We start from the raw sequence: 18,596 nt of genomic DNA, 5'->3' as shown, positions 1-18,596 counted from the left end.
GAACAATTTTCGCTTGTGCAGGAGTTTTTCCGATGAATCGCTACCGCAAAAACCGCGAACCGGCTGCGTGACCTTTAAGCAACGCATTGTGGCGAAAATGCAACGCATCCGATCACATTGTCAAGCGGTGCGGGAGCTCCGATAGACGGAAACACCCAGTTCTCTGATCTTTTTGCGCAGCGTATTGCGATTGAGGCCAAGCAGGTCGGCGGCCTTGATCTGATTGCCGCGAGTGGCCGTCAGCGCCGCGAGGATCAGAGGGTACTCCATCTCGGTCAGCACTCGATCGTAGAGACCGGGCGGCGGCAGGTTTTCGCCGAAGCTGGAGAAATAGCTGCGCATATTCTCCTCGACGGCCTGGGCGATGGTCATGGTGCCGGTCCGCACCGGCCCCTTCTCGATCGGGCTATCCGGCACATCGGCACGCAATTCCGAATCGATGATCTCGCGGGTGATGACGTCCTGCGGATAGAGCGCCATCAAGCGGCGAATGAGGTTTTCCAGCTCGCGCACATTGCCCGGCCAGGGATAGGCCTTCATCAACTCCAGCGCTTCCTGGTCGAACCGCTTGGAGCCGAGCCCTTCCTTTTCCGCCTGCGTGATGAAATGACGGACGAGATCGGGAATATCCTCGGCGCGGTCGCGCAGCGGCGGCAGGCGCAACGGCACGACGTTGAGGCGGTAATAGAGGTCCTCGCGGAACAGGCCCTGGTTGATCGCCTGCTTCAGATCCTTGTTGGTGGCGGCAACGATGCGGACGTCGGTGCGGATCGGCGTGCGACCGCCGACCGTCGTATATTCGCCCTGTTGCAGCACGCGCAGCAGGCGTGTCTGGGCATCCATCGGCATGTCGCCGATTTCGTCGAGAAACAGCGTACCGCCCTCGGCCTGCTCGAAGCGGCCGGTGGAGCGCGTCTGCGCGCCAGTGAAGGCGCCCTTCTCATGGCCGAACAATTCCGATTCGATCAGGTCACGCGGGATGGCAGCCATGTTGATGGCAACGAAAGGACCGTTGCGGCGCTTGCCATAATCGTGCAGCGCACGGGCGACGAGCTCCTTGCCGGTGCCGGATTCGCCGGTGATCATCAGTGTCAGGTCGGTCTGCATCAGACGCGCCAGTACGCGGTAGATTTCCTGCATGGCAGCCGAGCGTCCGACAAGCGGCATGCCATCCTGCATGTCGTCATCAAGCTTGGCGGGCTTGCGCTTCGGCTCGGACAAAGCGCGGCCGATGATGGCGATCAGCTCCGTCAGGTCGAACGGCTTCGGCAGATAATCGTAGGCGCCCTTTTCCGAGGCCTTGATCGCCGTCATGAAGGTGTTTTGCGCACTCATGACTAGGACGGGCAGTTCCGGCCGCGCCTTCTTGATGCGCGGCAGAAGGTCGAAGGCGTTTTCGTCCGGCATGACGACGTCGGTTACAACGAGGTCGCCTTCGCCGGCGGAAACCCAACGCCAGAGCGTCGCGGCGTTGGATGTGATGCGCACGTCGTAACCCGCGCGGCTCAAAGCCTGATTAAGCACGGTACGGATGGCTGCATCGTCGTCGGCGACAAGGATCGTGGCTGTCATCGAGTAGTCCCTGTAGAGTTCGGAAGGGGTGCGTCTTCAAATGTGATGCCTTTGGAGGCCGGCATCAAAACCCGGAAAGTGGTGCGATGGTTCTGGCTGTCGCATTCGACGATGCCACCATGGTCACCGATGATCTTGGCGACAAGCGCCAGGCCAAGACCGGTCCCGTTCGTCTTGGTGGTGATGAACGGGTCAAAGAGATGCGGCACGAGATCGGTCGGCACACCTGGGCCATTGTCGATCACGCAGAATTCCAGCGGCAGCGAGATTTTCTCGCGCGTGCCGGCGACGGAAAGGCGAATACCCGGGCGATAGGCCGTCGTCAGCATGATCTCGCCATCCGGCTTGTCGCCGATAGCTTCGGCGGCATTCTTCACCAGATTGAGGAAGATTTGCACGAGCTGGTCCCTGTTGGCATACACGGCCGGCAAGGATGGGTCGTAGTTTTCGCTGAACTTGATATTGCGTGCAAAGCCAGCCTTGGCAACCGCCTTCACATGATCGAGAACGGAATGGATGTTGACGGGAACTCGGTCGATGGGACGCTCGTCGGAAAAGACCTCCATGCGGTCGACCAGCGAAACGATTCGGTCGGTCTCGTCGCAGATCAGTCGCGTCAGCGCGCGATCGTCGTCCTCCACCGACTGCTCCAGCAACTGGGCGGCGCCGCGAATGCCGGAGAGCGGGTTCTTGATCTCATGCGCCAGCATCGAGGCAAGGCCTGTCACCGAACGGGCGGCGGCGCGATGCGTCAGCTGCCGGTCGATCTTGTCAGCCATGGAGCGTTCCTGGAAAACGACCACCACCGAGCCGGGCTCGCTCGACACGGGCGCGACGTAGATATCCACCAGCTTGTCCTGGCCGAGGCGCGGTGAACTCAGATCGACACGATATTCATTGACCGGCGCGCGGCGCTCGCGCACCTGGTCGATCAGCGCCAGCAGCGGGCTTCCGAAGGGAATGAAGGCGGAAATCTCGTAGCGCGCCAGATGCGAGGCGCTAGCGCCGAAGAAGGCCTCGGCCTCCCAATTGGCAAAAGCGATCAGGCCGGCTTCGTTGACCATGACGACCGGATTCTGGATCGCGTTGAGAACCGCCATGGCGACAGTGCCACCCGTATGCTCCGCACCGCCGGAATTGGATTTCGAGTTCATGCGGCCTCCTGGAGGCTTTGGGCGAGATCGGACCCGGCCTGTAGCGCCGCATGCAACAAGGCGGCCGCCTCTTGGCTGTCTTTCGAAGTCATGATTCTCGCCTTTTCAGCGCCAATGGTGGTGGGAGCGTAACGGTCCAGATACCAGCTTAGATGTTTGCGCGCATGACGAATGCCGACGGCCTCACCATAGAAATCCAGCATCATCCGGTAATGTTCGAGAGCGATATCGGCGATCTCGCCGCGATCCGGCGCGCGGTGACCGGCAAGCACGCCCGTATGCCAGGGCCTCCCCTGACAGCCGCGCCCAACCATGACGGCATCGGCGCCAGAACGACGAAGTATCTCGCTTGCATCTTCCGGCGTGTCGACATCGCCGTTGGCGACAAGCGGAATGGCAATGACATCGCGCACGGCGCGGATCGCATCCCAATCGGCGTTGCCCTCATAAAACTGCATGCGCGTGCGGCCGTGGATCGTCACGAGCTGGATGCCCGCCTCTTCAGCGCGGCGAGCGATATGCGACGCATTGATGGAGTTTTCGTCCCAGCCGAGCCGCATCTTCAGCGTCACCGGGACATCGACCGCCTTGACGGTCGCCTCGATCAGGCCCAGCGCGTGATCCGGATCGCGCATCAGGGCCGAGCCGGAATAGCCGCCGATCACCTTCTTGGCGGGACACCCCATATTGATATCGATGATGTCGGCACCATTGTCGGCAGCGATCTTAGCCGCTTCCGCCATCCAATGCGCCTCGCGTCCGGCCAGTTGCACCATATGCGGCTTGAGCCCGGCACTCTTCAGACGCGCCCAGGATTCGGGGGTGTCCTGCACCAATTCGCGGCTTGCGACCATTTCGGTCACGACAAGGCCGGCCCCATAGCGCAGAGCCAATTGCCGGAACGGCAAATCGGTGACCCCCGACATCGGCGCGAGAATCACGCGATTGCGGATGGGCACTGGACCGATGGAAAATGAGGCTGCAAGCTCGGGTAGAAGCAAATGATTATCTTTCAGGCACACGGTACATCTGCACGATTTTTAGACATTCTCAAGAGATTTGCCAAGAGGTTTCGGAGAATGTTGATATTTTTTGGGCAAATGCTGGAAAATACCCATTCGAGGCGATAGACCCAGCAGGAGCAAGATCCTGCTTTGGCGATCTTCTTAGCATGATCTTGTCTAAAAAACCGCTTTGCGCTTTTTGGGGATCATGCTGAAACGGAGCCTTTCATCCCCGGGGGTTTATGACGCAAATGCATTCAACGCAACCGATGTCGATCGGAATCGTGATCGTTGCTGCCGGACGCGGTGAGCGGGCGGGATCGCCCGAGGACGGTCCGAAGCAGTATCGCGCAATCGGCGGCAGGCCGGTTATTGCGCATACGCTTGAAAAATTCGTGACATGGCCGCAAACGGCGAAAATCGTGATCGTCATTCACCGCGACGACGAGCAATTGCTGCGCTCGGCGCTGGAGACGATTGCCGATTCGTCCGGGGTCGAGATCGCCTTCGGCGGCGCCTCTCGCCAGCAATCGGTGCTTGCCGGATTGCGGCAGCTGGAAAAGACCGGCGTCACGCATGTCATGATCCATGATGCCGTGCGCCCCTTCTTCGATCACGATCTGCTCGACCGCGTCGCCGCCGCACTTTCCACTGGCGCGCCCGCGGTGTTGCCGGCGATGCCGGTGACGGATACGCTGAAGCGTGCGAGCAATGATGCACTGGTGACGGAAACCGTGCCCCGTAGCGGGCTCCACGCCGCACAGACGCCGCAGTCCTTCCGGCTGGCCGATATTCTGGCCGCACATGAAAAGGCGGCTGCCGGAAACCTAACGGATTTCACCGACGACGCGGCGATTGCTGAATGGACCGGCCTGCCGGTGACGCTGGTTGTCGGCAGCGCGGACAATGTCAAACTGACGATCAAGAGGGATATTGCCATGGCCGATGAAAAGCTTTCCGCCGGCCTGTTGCCGGACGTGCGTACTGGCAACGGCTATGATGTCCACCAGCTTGAACCGGGCGATGGCGTAACGCTCTGCGGCGTTTTCATTCCGCACGACCAGACGCTCAAGGGCCATTCCGATGCCGATGTCGCCCTGCATGCGTTGACCGACGCCCTGCTCGCCACCTGCGGGGCCGGCGATATCGGCGACCATTTCCCGCCCTCGGACCCCCAATGGAAGGGCGCGCCGTCGCGCATCTTCATCGAGCATGCGGCAAAGATCGTCCGCGATCACGGCGGCACGATCATGAATGCCGATGTATCGCTGATCGCCGAAGCGCCGAAGATCGGCCCGCATCGCGAGGCTATGCGCGCTAAGCTCTCGGAATTTTTGGGGATCAGCCTCGAGCGCTGTTCGGTGAAGGCGACCACCAACGAACAGATCGGCTTCGTCGGCCGCCGCGAGGGCATCGCCGCCATCGCCACGGCAACGGTCGTCTATCGCGGCGGCAAGCCATGAGCCATTTTCCGGATGACATTCTGACGCTTGCGCGCGGCATCATCAGCGATTTCGCAGCGAAGGGCCGGATGATCGCCACGGCTGAATCCTGCACCGGCGGGCTGATTGCCGGCGCGCTGACGGACATTCCGGGTTCCTCCGCAGTCGTCGACCGTGGCTTCGTCACCTATACGAACATGGCGAAGATGGAGATGCTCGGCGTTCAGGAGCAGACGCTTGCGCGGTTCGGTGCCGTTTCGAAAGAGACGGCCCTGCAGATGGTGCATGGCGCCCTCTTCCGTTCGCATGCCGACTTTGCCGTTGCAGTGACCGGCATCGCCGGGCCTGGTGGCGGATCAGCGGACAAGCCGGTCGGCCTGGTCCACCTCGCCGCCAAGGCGCGAACAGGATCGCTCATCCACCGTGAGATGCGCTACGGGGATATCGGCCGCGACAAGGTTCGTCTCGCTACGGTACAGACGGCGCTCGAAATGCTCATCGCGCTCGATCAGGCGTAGATTTTGCCGGCCCGCGTCTCGAAGGCATCCGTGAACATGCGGAAGGCGCGGTCGAACATCGAGCCCATCAGCGCGCCGAGAATGCGGCTCTTGAACTCATAATCAATGAAGAAATCGATGACGCAGCCGTTATCAGTCGGCTGGAAACGCCAGCGATTGTCGAGATATTTGAACGGCCCGTCGATATATTTCACATCGATCGCCCGCTCCGCCTTGTTGAGCAACACCTGCGTCGTGAAGGTTTCGCGGATCGCCTTGTAGCCGACGGTCATATCGGCAACCAGCAACACCTTGCCGTCTCGCTCCTTGCGATTGCGGATCACCAGCCCATCGCAGAGCGGCAGGAATTCCGGATAGCGCTCTACATCGGCGACGAGGTCGAACATCTGGTCAGGCGTGTGCGGGACGGGGCGGTGCGTTTCAAACTTTGGCATGAGCCGCAATTAAGCAGGACGGCCGAGAAGATCAAGAAGCTGACGCATTTCGCCGCGGGATTTTAGCTGGAAAACAGGGACGTGGGGGCCATGCTGCGCGAGCCCCGCCAGCACTTTAGGCGCAAATTTGCGTTCCCAATCCCAGATGTAGCGCAGGAACTCCCCATCGATGCGCTCGCGGCAACCCGGCGCCATGTCCGGGCGGGACCGTCCCAACCATCGCACCGCTCTCGACAGAGCCCCCCGCATGCACAACCAGCGCGGCATATGTACCCAAAGAACAAGTTCTGTGCGCGGTAATCTCAGATCAAAACTTGATGGCGCTGTTCCATCGATCAGCCACCGCTCCTCGGCAACCTTTGCCGCGATCAGAGCACGCTCCTCCGCTTTGTCTCTTTTTACCCAGCCCGGCAGCCAAAAGAAGTTTCGATCCATCGAGACATAGGGCAGATCAAGCCGCCCGCAAATCTTCTGCGACAACGTCGACTTGCCTCCGCCGGAGCAGCCGATGACGAGGATGCGCTCGGCGCTCTTGAGAATAGAAGCCGCTGACTCGATGTCGACGACATAGGGCGGCGCTTGCGGCGCGACGGTCTGCTCCACGATCCAGCTCCATACGATCTCGAAAGGCGCCAATACCGGCAACAGGCGGCGGGGCGTGTCCTTTAGGCTGCGCAGATGATGGTTTGATGACGGCACAAACAAAAACCGCGGCAAGATCGCCGCGGTTCGTTGAAAAGGCAAGAGTTTATGGTGGCTTATTCGGCAGCGATCAGCAGCTTCTTCTCGCGTGCCGCCCGTAGTCGGGCAAAATCATCGCCGGCGTGATGGGACGAGCGCGTCAGCGGGCTGGAGGCGACCATCAGGAAGCCCTTGGTATAGGCAACCGTCTCATAGGACTTGAACTCGTCGGGGGTGACGAAGCTCATGACCTGATGGTGCTTGCGGGTCGGCTGCAAATACTGGCCGATGGTCAGGAAGTCGACGTCGGCGGTCCGCAGGTCGTCCATCAGCTGTAGCACTTCGTTGCGCTCTTCGCCGAGGCCGACCATGATGCCGGACTTGGTGAACATGGTCGGATCGAGTTCCTTGACCCGCTGCAGAAGCCGGACCGAGTGGAAATAGCGAGCACCTGGCCGCACCGTCAGGTAGTTGCCGGGCACCGTTTCCATATTGTGATTGAAGACATCGGGCTTGGCGGCGACGACACGTTCCAGCGCGCCGGGCTTCTTCAGGAAGTCCGGCGTCAGGATTTCGATCGTCGTCATCGGCGAAGCGGCACGGATCGCCCAGATCACCTTTTCGAAGTGCTCGGCACCGCCGTCCGCCAGATCGTCGCGGTCGACCGAGGTGATGACGACGTGGCTGAGACCCATTTCCTTGACGGCCTTGGCGACATTTTCAGGTTCGGCCATGTCGAGCGCATTCGGCTTGCCGGTGGCGACATTGCAGAAGGCGCAGGCGCGGGTACAGATCTCGCCCATGATCATGAAGGTGGCGTGCTTCTTCTCCCAGCACTCGCCGATATTCGGGCAACCGGCCTCCTCGCAGACCGTGACGAGCTTGTGCTCCTTCACGATCGAGCGCGTCTCGGCATAGCCCTTCGATGTCGGCGCCTTGACGCGGATCCAGTCGGGCTTGCGCAGAACTTCCGTGTCCGGCCGATTTGCCTTTTCCGGATGCCTCACGCGCTTTGCGTCTGGATTGATCCTGTCGAGAATCGTAACCATGAAACGTCTACTTTCCGCCGCTTGTCCGCGGCCCATTCATCGCCGGGCGAATTTGGCGAGAAATATCAGAATGCATGCACCAATGAAACCGGTGACGAAAAAACCAAACCTTCCGCCGGGCACACCGACGTGCAGCCCCGCGAGAATGGCAGCCGCAACCACCGAGCCGGCAATGCCGAGGACGATGTTAAGAATGACACCATAGCGCACCTCCATCAGCTTGCCCGCGAGCCAACCCGCAAGACCGCCGATGATGACCAGACCCAACCAGCCGATACCTTCCATCACACCCTCGCACCAACCGCTTCTTGAAGCATGATCCTGTCGGAAAATCGCTTCACACTTTTCCGGATCATGCTCTAGGCTATCAATCTCGCCAACAGCACCACGACGATCGCGCCAACGGTCGCGTGAATGATCTCGACCACCAGCGGGCTTTCAATTCCCAGCGAGATCCCGAACCAGTTGAACAGGAACCCGCCAACGAAAGCACCAATCACGCCGCTGACCAAACAACCGATCAAACCGCCGCCGCCGCCAACGATCAGGCTGGCGAGAAACCCCGCCACCAGACCGATCAGAAGAAAGACGACCCAAGCTTCCGTGCCGATAGACATGATGATTTCCTTTGCTATTTTCCACCCTCAACATAGAGGGCGTGCAAGGAAATTATCAAGCGTTCAGCACGCGGCCATAGGCGTCCAGCACGGCTTCCTTCATCGATTCCGAAACGGTCGGATGCGGGAAGATCGTGTGCATCAGCTCCTCTTCCGTCGTCTCCAGGTTCATGGCGACGACAAAGCCCTGGATCAGTTCGGTGACTTCGGCGCCGACCATGTGAGCACCGAGCAATTCGCCGGTCTTCTTGTCGAAGATGACCTTGACCAAGCCCTGATCTTCGCCGAGCGCGATCGCCTTGCCGTTGGCGGCGAAGGAGAAGCGGCCGACGCGGATATCGCGGCCCTGTTCCTTGGCCTTGGCTTCCGTCAGACCGACGGAGGCGACCTGCGGATTGCAATAGGTGCAGCCCGGAACCTTGCTCTTGTCGGTCGGATGCACGTTTGGCAGGCCGGCGATCTTCTCTATGCAGACCACGCCTTCATGCTCGGCCTTGTGGGCCAGCATCGGTGGGCCGGCGACGTCGCCGATCGCATAAATGCCCGGCACGTTGGTCTTGCCGTAGCCGTCGGCGACGACGCAGCCGCGATCGGTCTTCACACCGAGCGCTTCAAGGCCGAGGTTCTCGATATTGCCCTGAACGCCGACGGCGGAGATCATGCGATCGGCAACAATCTGCTGCACTTTGCCATCTTCGGTCTCGACGTGAGCAGTGATGCTGTTGGCAGCCTTCTCGACCTTGGTGACTTTCGCCTTGGTGATGATCTTCAGGCCGCGCTTTTCGAGCTGCTTGCGGGCGATGCCGGAGATTTCGGTGTCTTCGACCGGCATGATGGTCGGCATGACCTCGACAACGGTGACATCGACGCCCATGGAGCGATAGAAGCTCGCGAACTCGATGCCGATGGCACCGGAGCCCATGACCAGCAGCGACTTCGGCAGGAAATCAGGCTTCAGCGCTTCGAAATAGGTCCAGATCAGCTTGCCGTCCGGCTCGATGCCCGGCAGAGCGCGCGGACGGGCGCCGGTGGCGACGATGATGTGCTTGGCGGTGTAGGTGCCCTCGCCCTTGACGTTCTTCGGCAGCGGATGCTGCGGCTCGACAACGGGCTTGGTCGACTTGCCGACGACGATTTCGCCTGGCTTGGTGATCTTGGCTTCGCCCCAGATCACATCGATCTTGTTCTTCTTCATCAGGAAGCCAACGCCCGCGTTGAGGCGGGCGGAAACGCCGCGCGAGCGGGCGACGACCGCCTTCACATCGGCACTTACCTTGCCCTCGAGAACGAGGCCGTAATCCTTCAGGTGGTTGGAATGGTCGAGAATTTCGGCCGAGCGCAGCAGCGCCTTGGTCGGGATGCAGCCCCAGTTGAGGCAGATGCCGCCCAGGTGCTCGCGCTCGACGATCGCCGTCTTCAGGCCGAGCTGACCGGCACGCACGGCGGCGACATAGCCGCCCGGACCGGAGCCGATGATGATGACGTCGTAATTCTCAGCCATGTGTTTCCTGCCTTTTTGGTGGCGGCCGGTAAAGCGTCAGCCTGCCTTGAATTGTTAGATACCCAGCATCATCCGTACGATCGACTCCAGGCCGCGACCGAGCGCCCGGGTGTTTTCCGCATCGAGATGCACGCCGTCGAGCGGCGTTGTGGCGGCAACCGAAGCGCCATCGAAAAAGCCGCAGCCTTCCTCGTCGGCAAGATCGCGGTAGAGCGTCGCAAGCTTACCTGACTCCTCGACCCCGCCAAGGAAACTCGAGGCGAAAGCCGCATTGGCCGTTTCGGAGATGACAGGCGGCGCGACGATCAGAATATCGGGGACCTCATGATCGAACCCCCATGTATGATTGCGCACGAGCTGGATCAACCGCCGGACACCCTGCATCGCCGCGAAAGCGGGGCCTGCGACAACCGGCTTCATATCGTTGGTGCCGAGCATGATGATGACAAGATCGAGCGGCGCATGCGTCTGCAAGATCGTCGGCAGCACCCTTGCGCCATTGCGGTCGCAATCGGCAAGATGATCATCGAAAGCCGTCGTGCGGCCGTTCAGCCCTTCCGGGATGACGCGGGCCTGATCGCCGAGCGCCTTTTGCAGCACGCTCGGCCACCGATCTTCGAAGGCATGACGACCGATCGTTTCGGCGTTATAGCCCCATGTAAGCGAGTCGCCATAACACAGAACGGTCTTGGTCATTCATGCCTCCGTTTGACGACAAGGCTCAGACGAGCATCCCCATCGGGTTTTCGATGTAGCCCTTGAAGACGCCCAGGAGTTCCGCGCCGAGAGCGCCATCGACGCAGCGATGGTCGGTCGAAAGCGTAACGCTCATCACGGTTGCGATGACCATTTCGCCCTTCTTGACGATGACCCGCTGCTCGCCCGCGCCAACGGCCAGAATGGTCGCGTGCGGCGGGTTGATGACGGCAGAGAAGTTCTTGACGCCCATCATACCCATGTTGGACACGGCGGTGGTGCCGCCCTGATATTCCTCTGGCTTCAGCTTGCGTTCCTTGGCGCGCTTGCCGTAGTCCTTCATCTCGTTGGAGATGGCGGACAGCGTCTTCAACTCGGCGCTGCGGATGATCGGCGTGATCAGACCGCCCGGAATGGAAACGGCAACGCCGACATCGGCATGCTTGTGCTTGACCATGTTGCTGTCGGTCCAGGAGACGTTGGCATCCGGCACGTCGCGCAACGCCAGCGCCAGGGCCTTGATGACCATGTCGTTGACCGAGAGCTTGTAGGCCGGAGCGTCGCCCTTCTTCGGAGCCGCATCGTTGAGCTGCGTGCGCAGCGCCAGCAATGCATCCAGTTCGCAATCGACGGTAACGTAGAAATGCGGAACGGTCTGCTTGGATTCCTGCAGGCGCTTGGCAATGGTCTTGCGCATGCCGTCATGCGGCACGAGCTCGAAGGAGCCGGGCTCGAATAGCTTGAGAACGGCGTCTTCCGACATGCCCTTCGGCGCGGCCGCGGCCTGTGCCTGGGCAGCGGGTGCTGAAGCCGGAGCGGCCTTTGTAACACCGCCGGCGGCAGCGGCTTCGATGTCCTTCTTGATCACCCGGCCATGCGGGCCGGAGCCGACAAGCGCAGTCAGATCGATGCCGGCGTCCTTGGCGAGACGGCGGGCGAGCGGCGATGCGAAGGTGCGCTGACCATCTGCTGCTGCCGGAGCCGAAGCCACGGCAGGAGCCACCGGAGCAGGCGTTGCCGCAGGAGCAGCAGCAACCGGAGCAGCTTCAGCCTTCGGCGCAGCGGCCGGAGCCGCACCAGCGCCAGAAGCAGCCGCTGCAACATCCTCGCCTTCGCCAGCCAGAACCGCGATCAGCGCGTTGACCTTGACACCCTCGGTCCCGGCGGGAACGAGGATCTTGGCAACCGTACCTTCATCGACGGCTTCGACTTCCATCGTCGCCTTGTCGGTCTCGATCTCGGCGATGACGTCACCGGACTTGATTTTGTCGCCTTCCTTGACCAGCCACTTGGCAAGGTTGCCCTCTTCCATGGTTGGCGAGAGGGCAGGCATGGTGATGTTGATAGGCATCGAAAAGCCCTCCCCTTATTTGTAGCAAACGGCTTTCACCGCATCGACCACTTCGCCGACATTCGGAAGCGCTAGCTTCTCGAGGTTGGCGGCGTAGGGCATGGGCACATCCTTGCCGGCAATCGTCAGGATCGGCGCATCGAGATAATCGAAGGCCTGCTGCATGACGCGCGTTGCGACTTCCGTGCCGACGGAGGACTGCGGATAGCCTTCCTCGACGACCACCAGGCGGCCGGTCTTCTTCACGGATTCGATAACTGTCGGCAGATCCATCGGACGGATGGTGCGCAGATCGATCAGCTCGACATCGATGCCCAAGGTCTCCAGTTCGGCAACCGCCTTGATGGAATAGGACATGCCGATACCGAAGGAAACGATCGTCACGTCCTTGCCAGTACGATGAATGCGAGCCTTGCCGATCGGCAGAACGAAATTGTCGAGCTTCGGCACGTCGAAGTGTTGGCCGTAGAGAATTTCGTTTTCAAGAAAGACAACCGGGTTCGGATCGCGGATCGCCGCCTTCAGCAGGCCCTTTGCGTCGGCTGCCGAGTAGGGCATGACGACCTTGAGACCGGGAATCTGGCTATACCATGCAGAATAATCCTGGCTGTGCTGAGCGCCGACGCGGGCTGCAGCACCATTCGGGCCGCGGAACACGATCGGAGCGCCCATCTGACCGCCGGACATGTAGAGCGTCTTGGCAGCGGAGTTGATGATCTGGTCGATCGCCTGCATGGCGAAGTTGAAGGTCATGAACTCGATGATCGGACGAAGACCGGCCATGGCAGCGCCGACGCCGACGCCGGCAAAGCCGTGTTCGGTGATCGGGGTATCGATGACGCGGCGAGGACCGAACTCCTGCAGCAGGCCTTGGGTGATCTTGTAGGCACCTTGGTATTCGGCGACTTCTTCGCCCATGACGAAGACATCAGGGTTAGCGCGCATTTCCTCGGCCATGGCGTCGCGCAGTGCTTCGCGCACCGTCATCGACACCATTTCCGTGCCGGTCGGGATTTCCGGATCGGCAGGAGCAGCGGCCTTCGGCTGTGCCGGAACGGGCGCCGGAGCAGCAGCAGCCGGTGCTTCAGTCTTGATCGGTTCGGCAGCCGGAGCGGCCTTGGCCGTCGAGATATCCGAAGCGGATTCGCCGTCCTGCAGCAGGACCGCGATCTTGGTGTTGACCTTGACGCCTTCGGTGCCGGCTTCGATCAGCAGCTTGCCGATCGTGCCTTCGTCGACCGCTTCCACTTCCATGGTGGCCTTGTCGGTTTCGATCTCCGCGATGACGTCGCCGGAGGTGACCTTGTCACCTTCCTGCTTGAGCCATTTGGAAAGGGTTCCCTCTTCCATCGTCGGAGAAAGGGCGGGCATGAGAATATCGATGGGCATGGTTCTTCCCTCCCCGATCTAGAGCAGAATGTCGGTGTAGAGCTCGGATGCATCCGGCTCCGGATTGGCCTGGGCGAAATCGGCACTGTCGGCGACGATGTCGCGAACGTCCTTGTCGATCACCTTCAGGTCGTCTTCCGACGCCCAGCCCTTGTCCAGAAGACGGACGCGAACCTGCTCGATCGGATCATGCTCGGAGCGCATCTTCTGCACTTCGTCCTTGGAGCGGTACTTGGCCGGGTCCGACATGGAATGGCCACGGTAACGATAGGTCAGCATTTCCAGAATGATCGGACCCTTGCCGGAACGGCAATATTCGACCGCCTCGTCGGCGGCGGCCTTGACGGCGCGAACATCCATCGCATCGACCTGGATACCAGGAATACCGAAAGAGGCACCGCGCTTGGAGAAGTCGGGCTGCGCGGTGGCGCGTGCCGTCGACGTGCCCATGGCGTAACGGTTGTTCTCGATCACGTAGACCACCGGCAGCTTCCAGAGCTGCGCCATGTTGAAGCTTTCGTAGACCTGGCCCTGGTTGGCAGCGCCGTCGCCGAAATAGGCGACACTGACATTGTCATTGCCGCGATACCAGTTGGCAAAGCCGAGACCCGTGCCGAGCGAGACCTGCGCGCCGACGATGCCGTGGCCGCCGTAAAAATTCTTTTCCTTGGAGAACATGTGCATGGAGCCGCCCTTCCCTCGGGAATAGCCGCCCTGGCGTCCGGTAAGCTCGGCCATGACGCCGCGGGCGCTCATGCCGGCTGCCAGCATGTGACCATGGTCACGATAGCCGGTGATGACCTGGTCGCCATCCTTCAGGGCCATCTGCATGCCGACAACGACAGCTTCCTGGCCGATATAAAGGTGACAGAAGCCGCCGATGAAGCCCATACCATAGAGCTGGCCAGCCTTCTCTTCGAAGCGACGGATCAGCAGCATCTCACGATAGGCATTCAGTTCCGCATCGCGGTCAAATTCCGCGATTGCGCCGCCATTGGTTTCCTTGGCGGGCCTCGATGCTGTCTTACGGCTGGAAACGGACACGGATTTACGTGGCGCCATTCAACCCTCCCTGTGTGAGTAGCCTCGTTTTATAGTGCCGCGTAACATAGGGAAGATTGTTCGCCACAGCAATGCTATAATTGCATGGCTCATATTCATCGCAAGCTATTGTTATAGCTTCGAAAAATTCAATTAACTTGAATTAGGTTAATTGCGGCTATTTATTGAAAATAACGATTTCGTCAGCCTTGGAATAGGTCAACTGATAGCGCGCATATTGATCGAGCATATCCTTGTCCAGCGAGCCATCGCTCAGCAAAGCCACGGCTTTTTCGAGGTGCTCGCGCCTGACGACGAGATCGGCAAGCTCCTTGCCGCGATCGATGCGCCGCTGCTCGAAAACCTCGGTCGCCTTCAGTCCGTAATCGCCGTGAATACAGTGATAGCCGAAATAGCTGACGAAGGCGATCGTGATGGCGGGAAGAACGAAACGACCGAATCTTCTCTTCTTATGATATTTTGTCCACATACTCGCCCGCTCGAAACGCCCTACGGAGTATGATCCCGAACCTTTGGCCCGCGTAGCGAAAATGCGAAGCGGTTTCCGGATAAGATCATGCCAAATCAAACATCTATGGCGACTCTAGCCGGTAGAGATTAACCATCCGTTGACTCTAACGTTCCCCCAACAAAAAACCGCGCCCGAAGGCGCGGTTCAACACATCGTGAGCTTTAAAGGCAGCCCGGATCATTGTCCGGACCAAGCCTCAATCAGCCGCGCAGAATGGAACGGCCCGCATACTGTGCCTGCGGTCCAAGCGCTTCCTCGATACGGATGAGCTGGTTGTACTTGGCCAGACGATCGGAGCGCGACAGCGAGCCGGTCTTGATCTGGCCGCAGTTGGTGGCGACGGCGAGATCGGCGATGGTCGAGTCTTCGGTTTCGCCGGAACGGTGCGACATGACGGCCGTGTAGTTGGCCTTGTGCGCGGTTTCGACGGCGTCGAGCGTTTCCGTCAGCGTGCCGATCTGGTTGACCTTGACGAGGATGGAGTTGGCGACACCCATGCGGATGCCGTCACGCAAACGAGCGGAGTTGGTGACAAACAGATCGTCGCCGACAAGCTGCGTCTTCTTGCCGATCAGATCCGTCAGGGCCTTCCAGCCTTCCCAGTCGTCTTCAGCCATGCCGTCTTCGATCGAAGCAATCGGATATTTGGCTGCGAGTTCGGCAAGGTATTCAGCCATGGCGCCGGGCTCCAGCGTGCGGCCCTCGCCCTCGAGAACATACTTGCCGTCCTTGAAGAATTCCGTCGAGGCGCAATCAAGGCCGAGATAGATGTCTTCGCCCGGCTTGTAGCCGGCCTTTTCGATCGACTTCATGATGAAGTCGAGGGCAGCAGGCGCGCTGGAGAGGCCTGGCGCAAAGCCGCCTTCATCACCGACATTGGTGTTGTGACCCTGGGACGCCAGCTCCTTCTTGAGGACGTGGAAGACTTCCGCACCCATGCGCACGGCGTCGCGGATCGAGTCAGCGCCGACCGGCAGGATCATGAACTCCTGGAAATCGATCGGATTATCGGCATGAGCGCCACCGTTGATGATGTTCATCATCGGAACCGGCAGCAGGCGGGCGTGGGCGCCGCCGACATAGCGGTAAAGCGGCAAGTTGGAGCTCTGCGCGGCGGCCTTGGCAACGGCGAGCGACACGCCGAGAATGGCATTGGCGCCGAGGCGCGACTTGTTCGGCGTGCCGTCGAGCTCGATCATGATATTGTCGATCTGGATCTGATTTTCAGCGTCCATGCCGCCGATCGCGTCGAAGATCTCGGTGTTTGCGGCTTCAACGGCCTTTTCGACACCCTTGCCTTGGTAGCGCTTGCCACCATCGCGAAGTTCAACGGCTTCATGCGCGCCGGTCGAGGCGCCCGACGGAACCGCCGCGCGGCCCATGCTGCCATCTTCAAGGTGGACATCGACTTCGACAGTGGGATTGCCACGGCTGTCGAGAATCTCGCGGGCGATAATGTCGGTGATTGCGGTCATGATAGCTTCCTGCTCGCTGGGTTATAAATCGATTGAAATCGTCTTAATCGAAGGCGCGAAAATTACAATGCTGCTCCACACCTCGATCAGGCGCTCCAACAGGCCGCGTATAGCAAGTTCATGTCAGCCTGTTGAATGCCGCTAAAGTCTCAAGCCTTGGCGATGGCGTCGAAGGCCAGCAGCTTTTCCAGAAGCTGCGGCATATCCTTCAGATAGACCATGTTCGGACCATCCGACGGTGCGTTGTCCGGGTCCTCATGCGTTTCTACGAAAACGCCGGCAACACCGACGGCGACGGCGGCGCGCGCCAGCGTCTCGACGAACCGGCGATCACCGCCCGTCGAACCGCCCTGCCCGCCCGGCTGCTGCACGGAGTGGGTCGCATCGAAAATCACAGGAGCGCCCATGGCCGCCATGATCGGCAACGAGCGCATGTCGGAGACCAACGTGTTGTAGCCGAACGAGGCGCCACGCTCGCAGAGCATGATATTCGGATTGCCGCTGTCATTGAGCTTGGCCAGCACATTCTTCATGTCCCAGGGCGCCAGGAACTGGCCCTTCTTGACATTGATAACGCGGCCAGTCTTGGCAGCGGCAACGAGAAGATCTGTCTGGCGCGACAGGAAAGCCGGGATCTGTAGGATGTCCACCGTCTTGGCGACGACGGCGCACTGCTCTTCAGTGTGGATGTCGGACAGGACCGGGAAGCCATATTCCTTTTTCAGATCGGCAAAGACTTCCATGGCCTTTTCCAGGCCGATGCCGCGCTTGCCGGAGAGTGAAGTGCGGTTCGCCTTGTCATAGGAGGACTTGTAGACAAGGCCGATGCCGAGCTTGCCGCAGAGTTCCTTCAGAACACCGGCGACCATGAAGGCATGATCGCGGCTTTCCATCTGGCAGGGACCGGCAATCAGCGACAGCTTGGCGGTGTTGGAAAACAGAACCTTGGATGCGCCCTCGCCGACGATCACTTCGGAATTGGTGCTCATACTATCTCCTCGAAGGCGAACAACGCGCCCTGTCCGGGGGCGGGCTTTGCCAGAATACGATTGTTCTTACGCGTGTAAGTGACGCCGTTAGCAGCCAAATGCGACGATGTCACGGAAAGATCGCGTGTCTTGAAAAGGATTGCGCGCGCCCGAAGGCCAGGATCGCCCGCCGGCACTGGAAAATCATAGAAGGCCTCCATGCCTTGCGGGGTCAGGACCTCTATCCGGGCATTCGCCGTCTCGATCGTCAGCCCAAAGGAATGCTCCGATATCTTCGGCCCATCGGCAAGCTGTTCGAAGAAGCCCCGGAATGCGATCGGATGAGGTGTCGACAGGGCAATACGCGCGATACCGATGACGCCATTGGCATGCCTTTCCAAGGCGCTGCGATCGGCAGGCAGGGGATTGATGCGCTGGGCGCAGAAAGCGTAGAAATCCGGCGACCGCAGATCGGCCGCAAAAGAGAGACGGAAGCCGGCGATCGTTTCCGAGCCGTCCGGCATGTGCATCGGCCGCTCGAAATTTAGCATACGCCCGGCCGAAATGGTGTTCGCCAGGAAACGCTTATCATCGCCGGCCGCATCCTCCGTGCCGAAAACGATGGCTGAAAAACCTTCCTCGCTGACGCGAAAACGATAGGCCTGATCGCGAGCGACGAAAACATTGCCTTCCTCGATACTCGTTTCGTATTGTTCCTGCGACGCAACACCCAAAGGCTCCAGATAGGTCTTGTCGGACAAGAACACGCAGGCATTCTCGGTGCCGAAGGGATGGCGCGCATCGGCGGCGACGGTAAAGCCGAGCTTGCCGAGCCGTTCCCGCGCCATGGCGATATTGATCGTCGGCAGAACGAGATGATCCAGCGGATGCGGCGATGAAACCATGACTTCCCCCTTCATATATGCCGCAGGTTTGCGCCCTTCCGCTATTCATTTCAAGACGAAAGCGCAGCGGTCAAAACCAGCGGGATTGCGAATACGAGATTCACCCTCGACTGCTTCGCAGTAGCTGGGATGACACCGGTAGCCGCCGCAATCCGGAAATAGCCCCTCCGGCTCCCGCAGAACCGACCGTGATCGTTTCCAGCACGTATTCCCATTGATTAGCGCTGGAATACTCCGCGATGGCGCCTAGTCGGGACCTGCTATGTT

General features: G+C 60.2%; 19 protein-coding genes. 2 read left to right on the top strand and 17 right to left on the bottom strand.

Annotated features, from left to right (window positions below; translation table 11 throughout):
- Window positions 1–120: 120 nt before the first annotated feature.
- The 3 genes from ntrC to dusB are packed head-to-tail and all read right to left on the bottom strand — an operon-like array spanning window position 121 to window position 3,748.
- Window positions 121–1,572, bottom strand: coding sequence for a nitrogen regulation protein NR(I) (gene ntrC, locus EX00_RS05020; protein WP_047454751.1), 1,452 nt, complete (start codon window positions 1,570–1,572; stop codon window positions 121–123).
- On the bottom strand, window positions 1,569–2,726 hold the full coding sequence (locus EX00_RS05015; protein ID WP_047454749.1) for a two-component system sensor histidine kinase NtrB: 1,158 nt from the start codon (window positions 2,724–2,726) through the stop codon (window positions 1,569–1,571). Before EX00_RS05015 ends, ntrC begins: the two co-directional genes overlap by 4 nt.
- Entirely contained in the window at window positions 2,723–3,748 is a 1,026-nt protein-coding gene (gene dusB, locus EX00_RS05010; protein WP_047454747.1) for a tRNA dihydrouridine synthase DusB, read from the bottom strand. The genes EX00_RS05015 and dusB overlap by 4 nt, the downstream gene beginning before the upstream one ends.
- 224 nt (window positions 3,749–3,972) lie before the next feature.
- Here dusB and EX00_RS05005 point away from each other — a divergent pair, with 224 nt between their 5' ends.
- The gene (locus tag EX00_RS05005) at window positions 3,973–5,193 is read left to right on the top strand and encodes a bifunctional 2-C-methyl-D-erythritol 4-phosphate cytidylyltransferase/2-C-methyl-D-erythritol 2,4-cyclodiphosphate synthase (RefSeq protein ID WP_047454746.1); all 1,221 of its coding nucleotides are present in this window, start codon (window positions 3,973–3,975) and stop codon (window positions 5,191–5,193) included.
- Window positions 5,190–5,690, top strand: a complete 501-nt coding sequence (locus tag EX00_RS05000; protein ID WP_047454744.1) for a CinA family protein — start codon at window positions 5,190–5,192, stop codon at window positions 5,688–5,690. Before EX00_RS05005 ends, EX00_RS05000 begins: the two co-directional genes overlap by 4 nt.
- Here the strand turns inward: EX00_RS05000 and EX00_RS04995 are convergent.
- The 14 genes from EX00_RS04995 to EX00_RS04930 form a co-directional block, all read right to left on the bottom strand.
- Window positions 5,681–6,124, bottom strand: a complete 444-nt coding sequence (locus EX00_RS04995; protein WP_047457450.1) for a type II toxin-antitoxin system RatA family toxin — start codon at window positions 6,122–6,124, stop codon at window positions 5,681–5,683. The two genes, EX00_RS05000 and EX00_RS04995, sit on opposite strands and share 10 nt — an antisense overlap.
- 9 nt (window positions 6,125–6,133) lie before the next feature.
- Window positions 6,134–6,682 carry a P-loop NTPase family protein gene (locus EX00_RS04990; RefSeq protein ID WP_080761233.1) on the bottom strand — a complete coding sequence of 183 codons (549 nt, stop codon included), beginning with the start codon at window positions 6,680–6,682 and terminating at the stop codon, window positions 6,134–6,136.
- A 200-nt stretch (window positions 6,683–6,882) separates the two neighbouring features.
- Window positions 6,883–7,854 carry a lipoyl synthase gene (lipA, locus tag EX00_RS04985; RefSeq protein ID WP_047454742.1) on the bottom strand — a complete coding sequence of 324 codons (972 nt, stop codon included), beginning with the start codon at window positions 7,852–7,854 and terminating at the stop codon, window positions 6,883–6,885.
- Between the two features lie 36 nt (window positions 7,855–7,890).
- The gene (locus EX00_RS04980) at window positions 7,891–8,139 is read right to left on the bottom strand and encodes a GlsB/YeaQ/YmgE family stress response membrane protein (protein WP_047454741.1); all 249 of its coding nucleotides are present in this window, start codon (window positions 8,137–8,139) and stop codon (window positions 7,891–7,893) included.
- A gap of 74 nt (window positions 8,140–8,213) precedes the next feature.
- On the bottom strand, window positions 8,214–8,471 hold the full coding sequence (locus EX00_RS04975; protein ID WP_047454739.1) for a GlsB/YeaQ/YmgE family stress response membrane protein: 258 nt from the start codon (window positions 8,469–8,471) through the stop codon (window positions 8,214–8,216).
- A 55-nt stretch (window positions 8,472–8,526) separates the two neighbouring features.
- The gene (gene lpdA / locus EX00_RS04970) at window positions 8,527–9,972 is read right to left on the bottom strand and encodes a dihydrolipoyl dehydrogenase (RefSeq protein ID WP_047454738.1); all 1,446 of its coding nucleotides are present in this window, start codon (window positions 9,970–9,972) and stop codon (window positions 8,527–8,529) included.
- Window positions 9,973–10,026: 54 nt separating this feature from the next.
- Window positions 10,027–10,668, bottom strand: a complete 642-nt coding sequence (locus EX00_RS04965) for an SGNH/GDSL hydrolase family protein (RefSeq protein WP_047454736.1) — start codon at window positions 10,666–10,668, stop codon at window positions 10,027–10,029.
- Window positions 10,669–10,693: 25 nt separating this feature from the next.
- Window positions 10,694–12,019, bottom strand: coding sequence for a pyruvate dehydrogenase complex dihydrolipoamide acetyltransferase (locus EX00_RS04960; protein ID WP_047454734.1), 1,326 nt, complete (start codon window positions 12,017–12,019; stop codon window positions 10,694–10,696).
- 15 nt (window positions 12,020–12,034) lie between these two features.
- Window positions 12,035–13,408 carry a pyruvate dehydrogenase complex E1 component subunit beta gene (locus tag EX00_RS04955; RefSeq protein WP_047454733.1) on the bottom strand — a complete coding sequence of 458 codons (1,374 nt, stop codon included), beginning with the start codon at window positions 13,406–13,408 and terminating at the stop codon, window positions 12,035–12,037.
- An 18-nt stretch (window positions 13,409–13,426) separates the two neighbouring features.
- Entirely contained in the window at window positions 13,427–14,470 is a 1,044-nt protein-coding gene (gene pdhA, locus EX00_RS04950; protein WP_047454731.1) for a pyruvate dehydrogenase (acetyl-transferring) E1 component subunit alpha, read from the bottom strand.
- 157 nt (window positions 14,471–14,627) lie between these two features.
- The gene (locus EX00_RS04945) at window positions 14,628–14,939 is read right to left on the bottom strand and encodes an FtsB family cell division protein (protein ID WP_047454728.1); all 312 of its coding nucleotides are present in this window, start codon (window positions 14,937–14,939) and stop codon (window positions 14,628–14,630) included.
- A 242-nt stretch (window positions 14,940–15,181) separates the two neighbouring features.
- Window positions 15,182–16,456: a phosphopyruvate hydratase gene (gene eno, locus EX00_RS04940; protein WP_047454727.1), complete on the bottom strand. Its 1,275-nt coding sequence runs from the start codon at window positions 16,454–16,456 to the stop codon at window positions 15,182–15,184.
- A 149-nt stretch (window positions 16,457–16,605) separates the two neighbouring features.
- A complete protein-coding gene (gene kdsA / locus EX00_RS04935) occupies window positions 16,606–17,445 on the bottom strand; it encodes a 3-deoxy-8-phosphooctulonate synthase (protein ID WP_047454724.1) in 840 nt (279 codons plus the stop codon).
- Complete coding sequence (locus EX00_RS04930) at window positions 17,442–18,329, bottom strand: VOC family protein (RefSeq protein WP_047457447.1); 888 nt, start codon at window positions 18,327–18,329, stop codon at window positions 17,442–17,444. The genes kdsA and EX00_RS04930 overlap by 4 nt, the downstream gene beginning before the upstream one ends.
- Window positions 18,330–18,596 lie beyond the last annotated feature (267 nt).

The organism is Martinezella rhizogenes (assembly GCF_000799715.1).
Classification (GTDB): domain Bacteria; phylum Pseudomonadota; class Alphaproteobacteria; order Rhizobiales; family Rhizobiaceae; genus Rhizobium; species Rhizobium rhizogenes_C.
The sequence above is the reverse complement of the archived record's forward strand: the minus strand, read 5'-3'. Positions and strand labels throughout refer to the sequence as shown.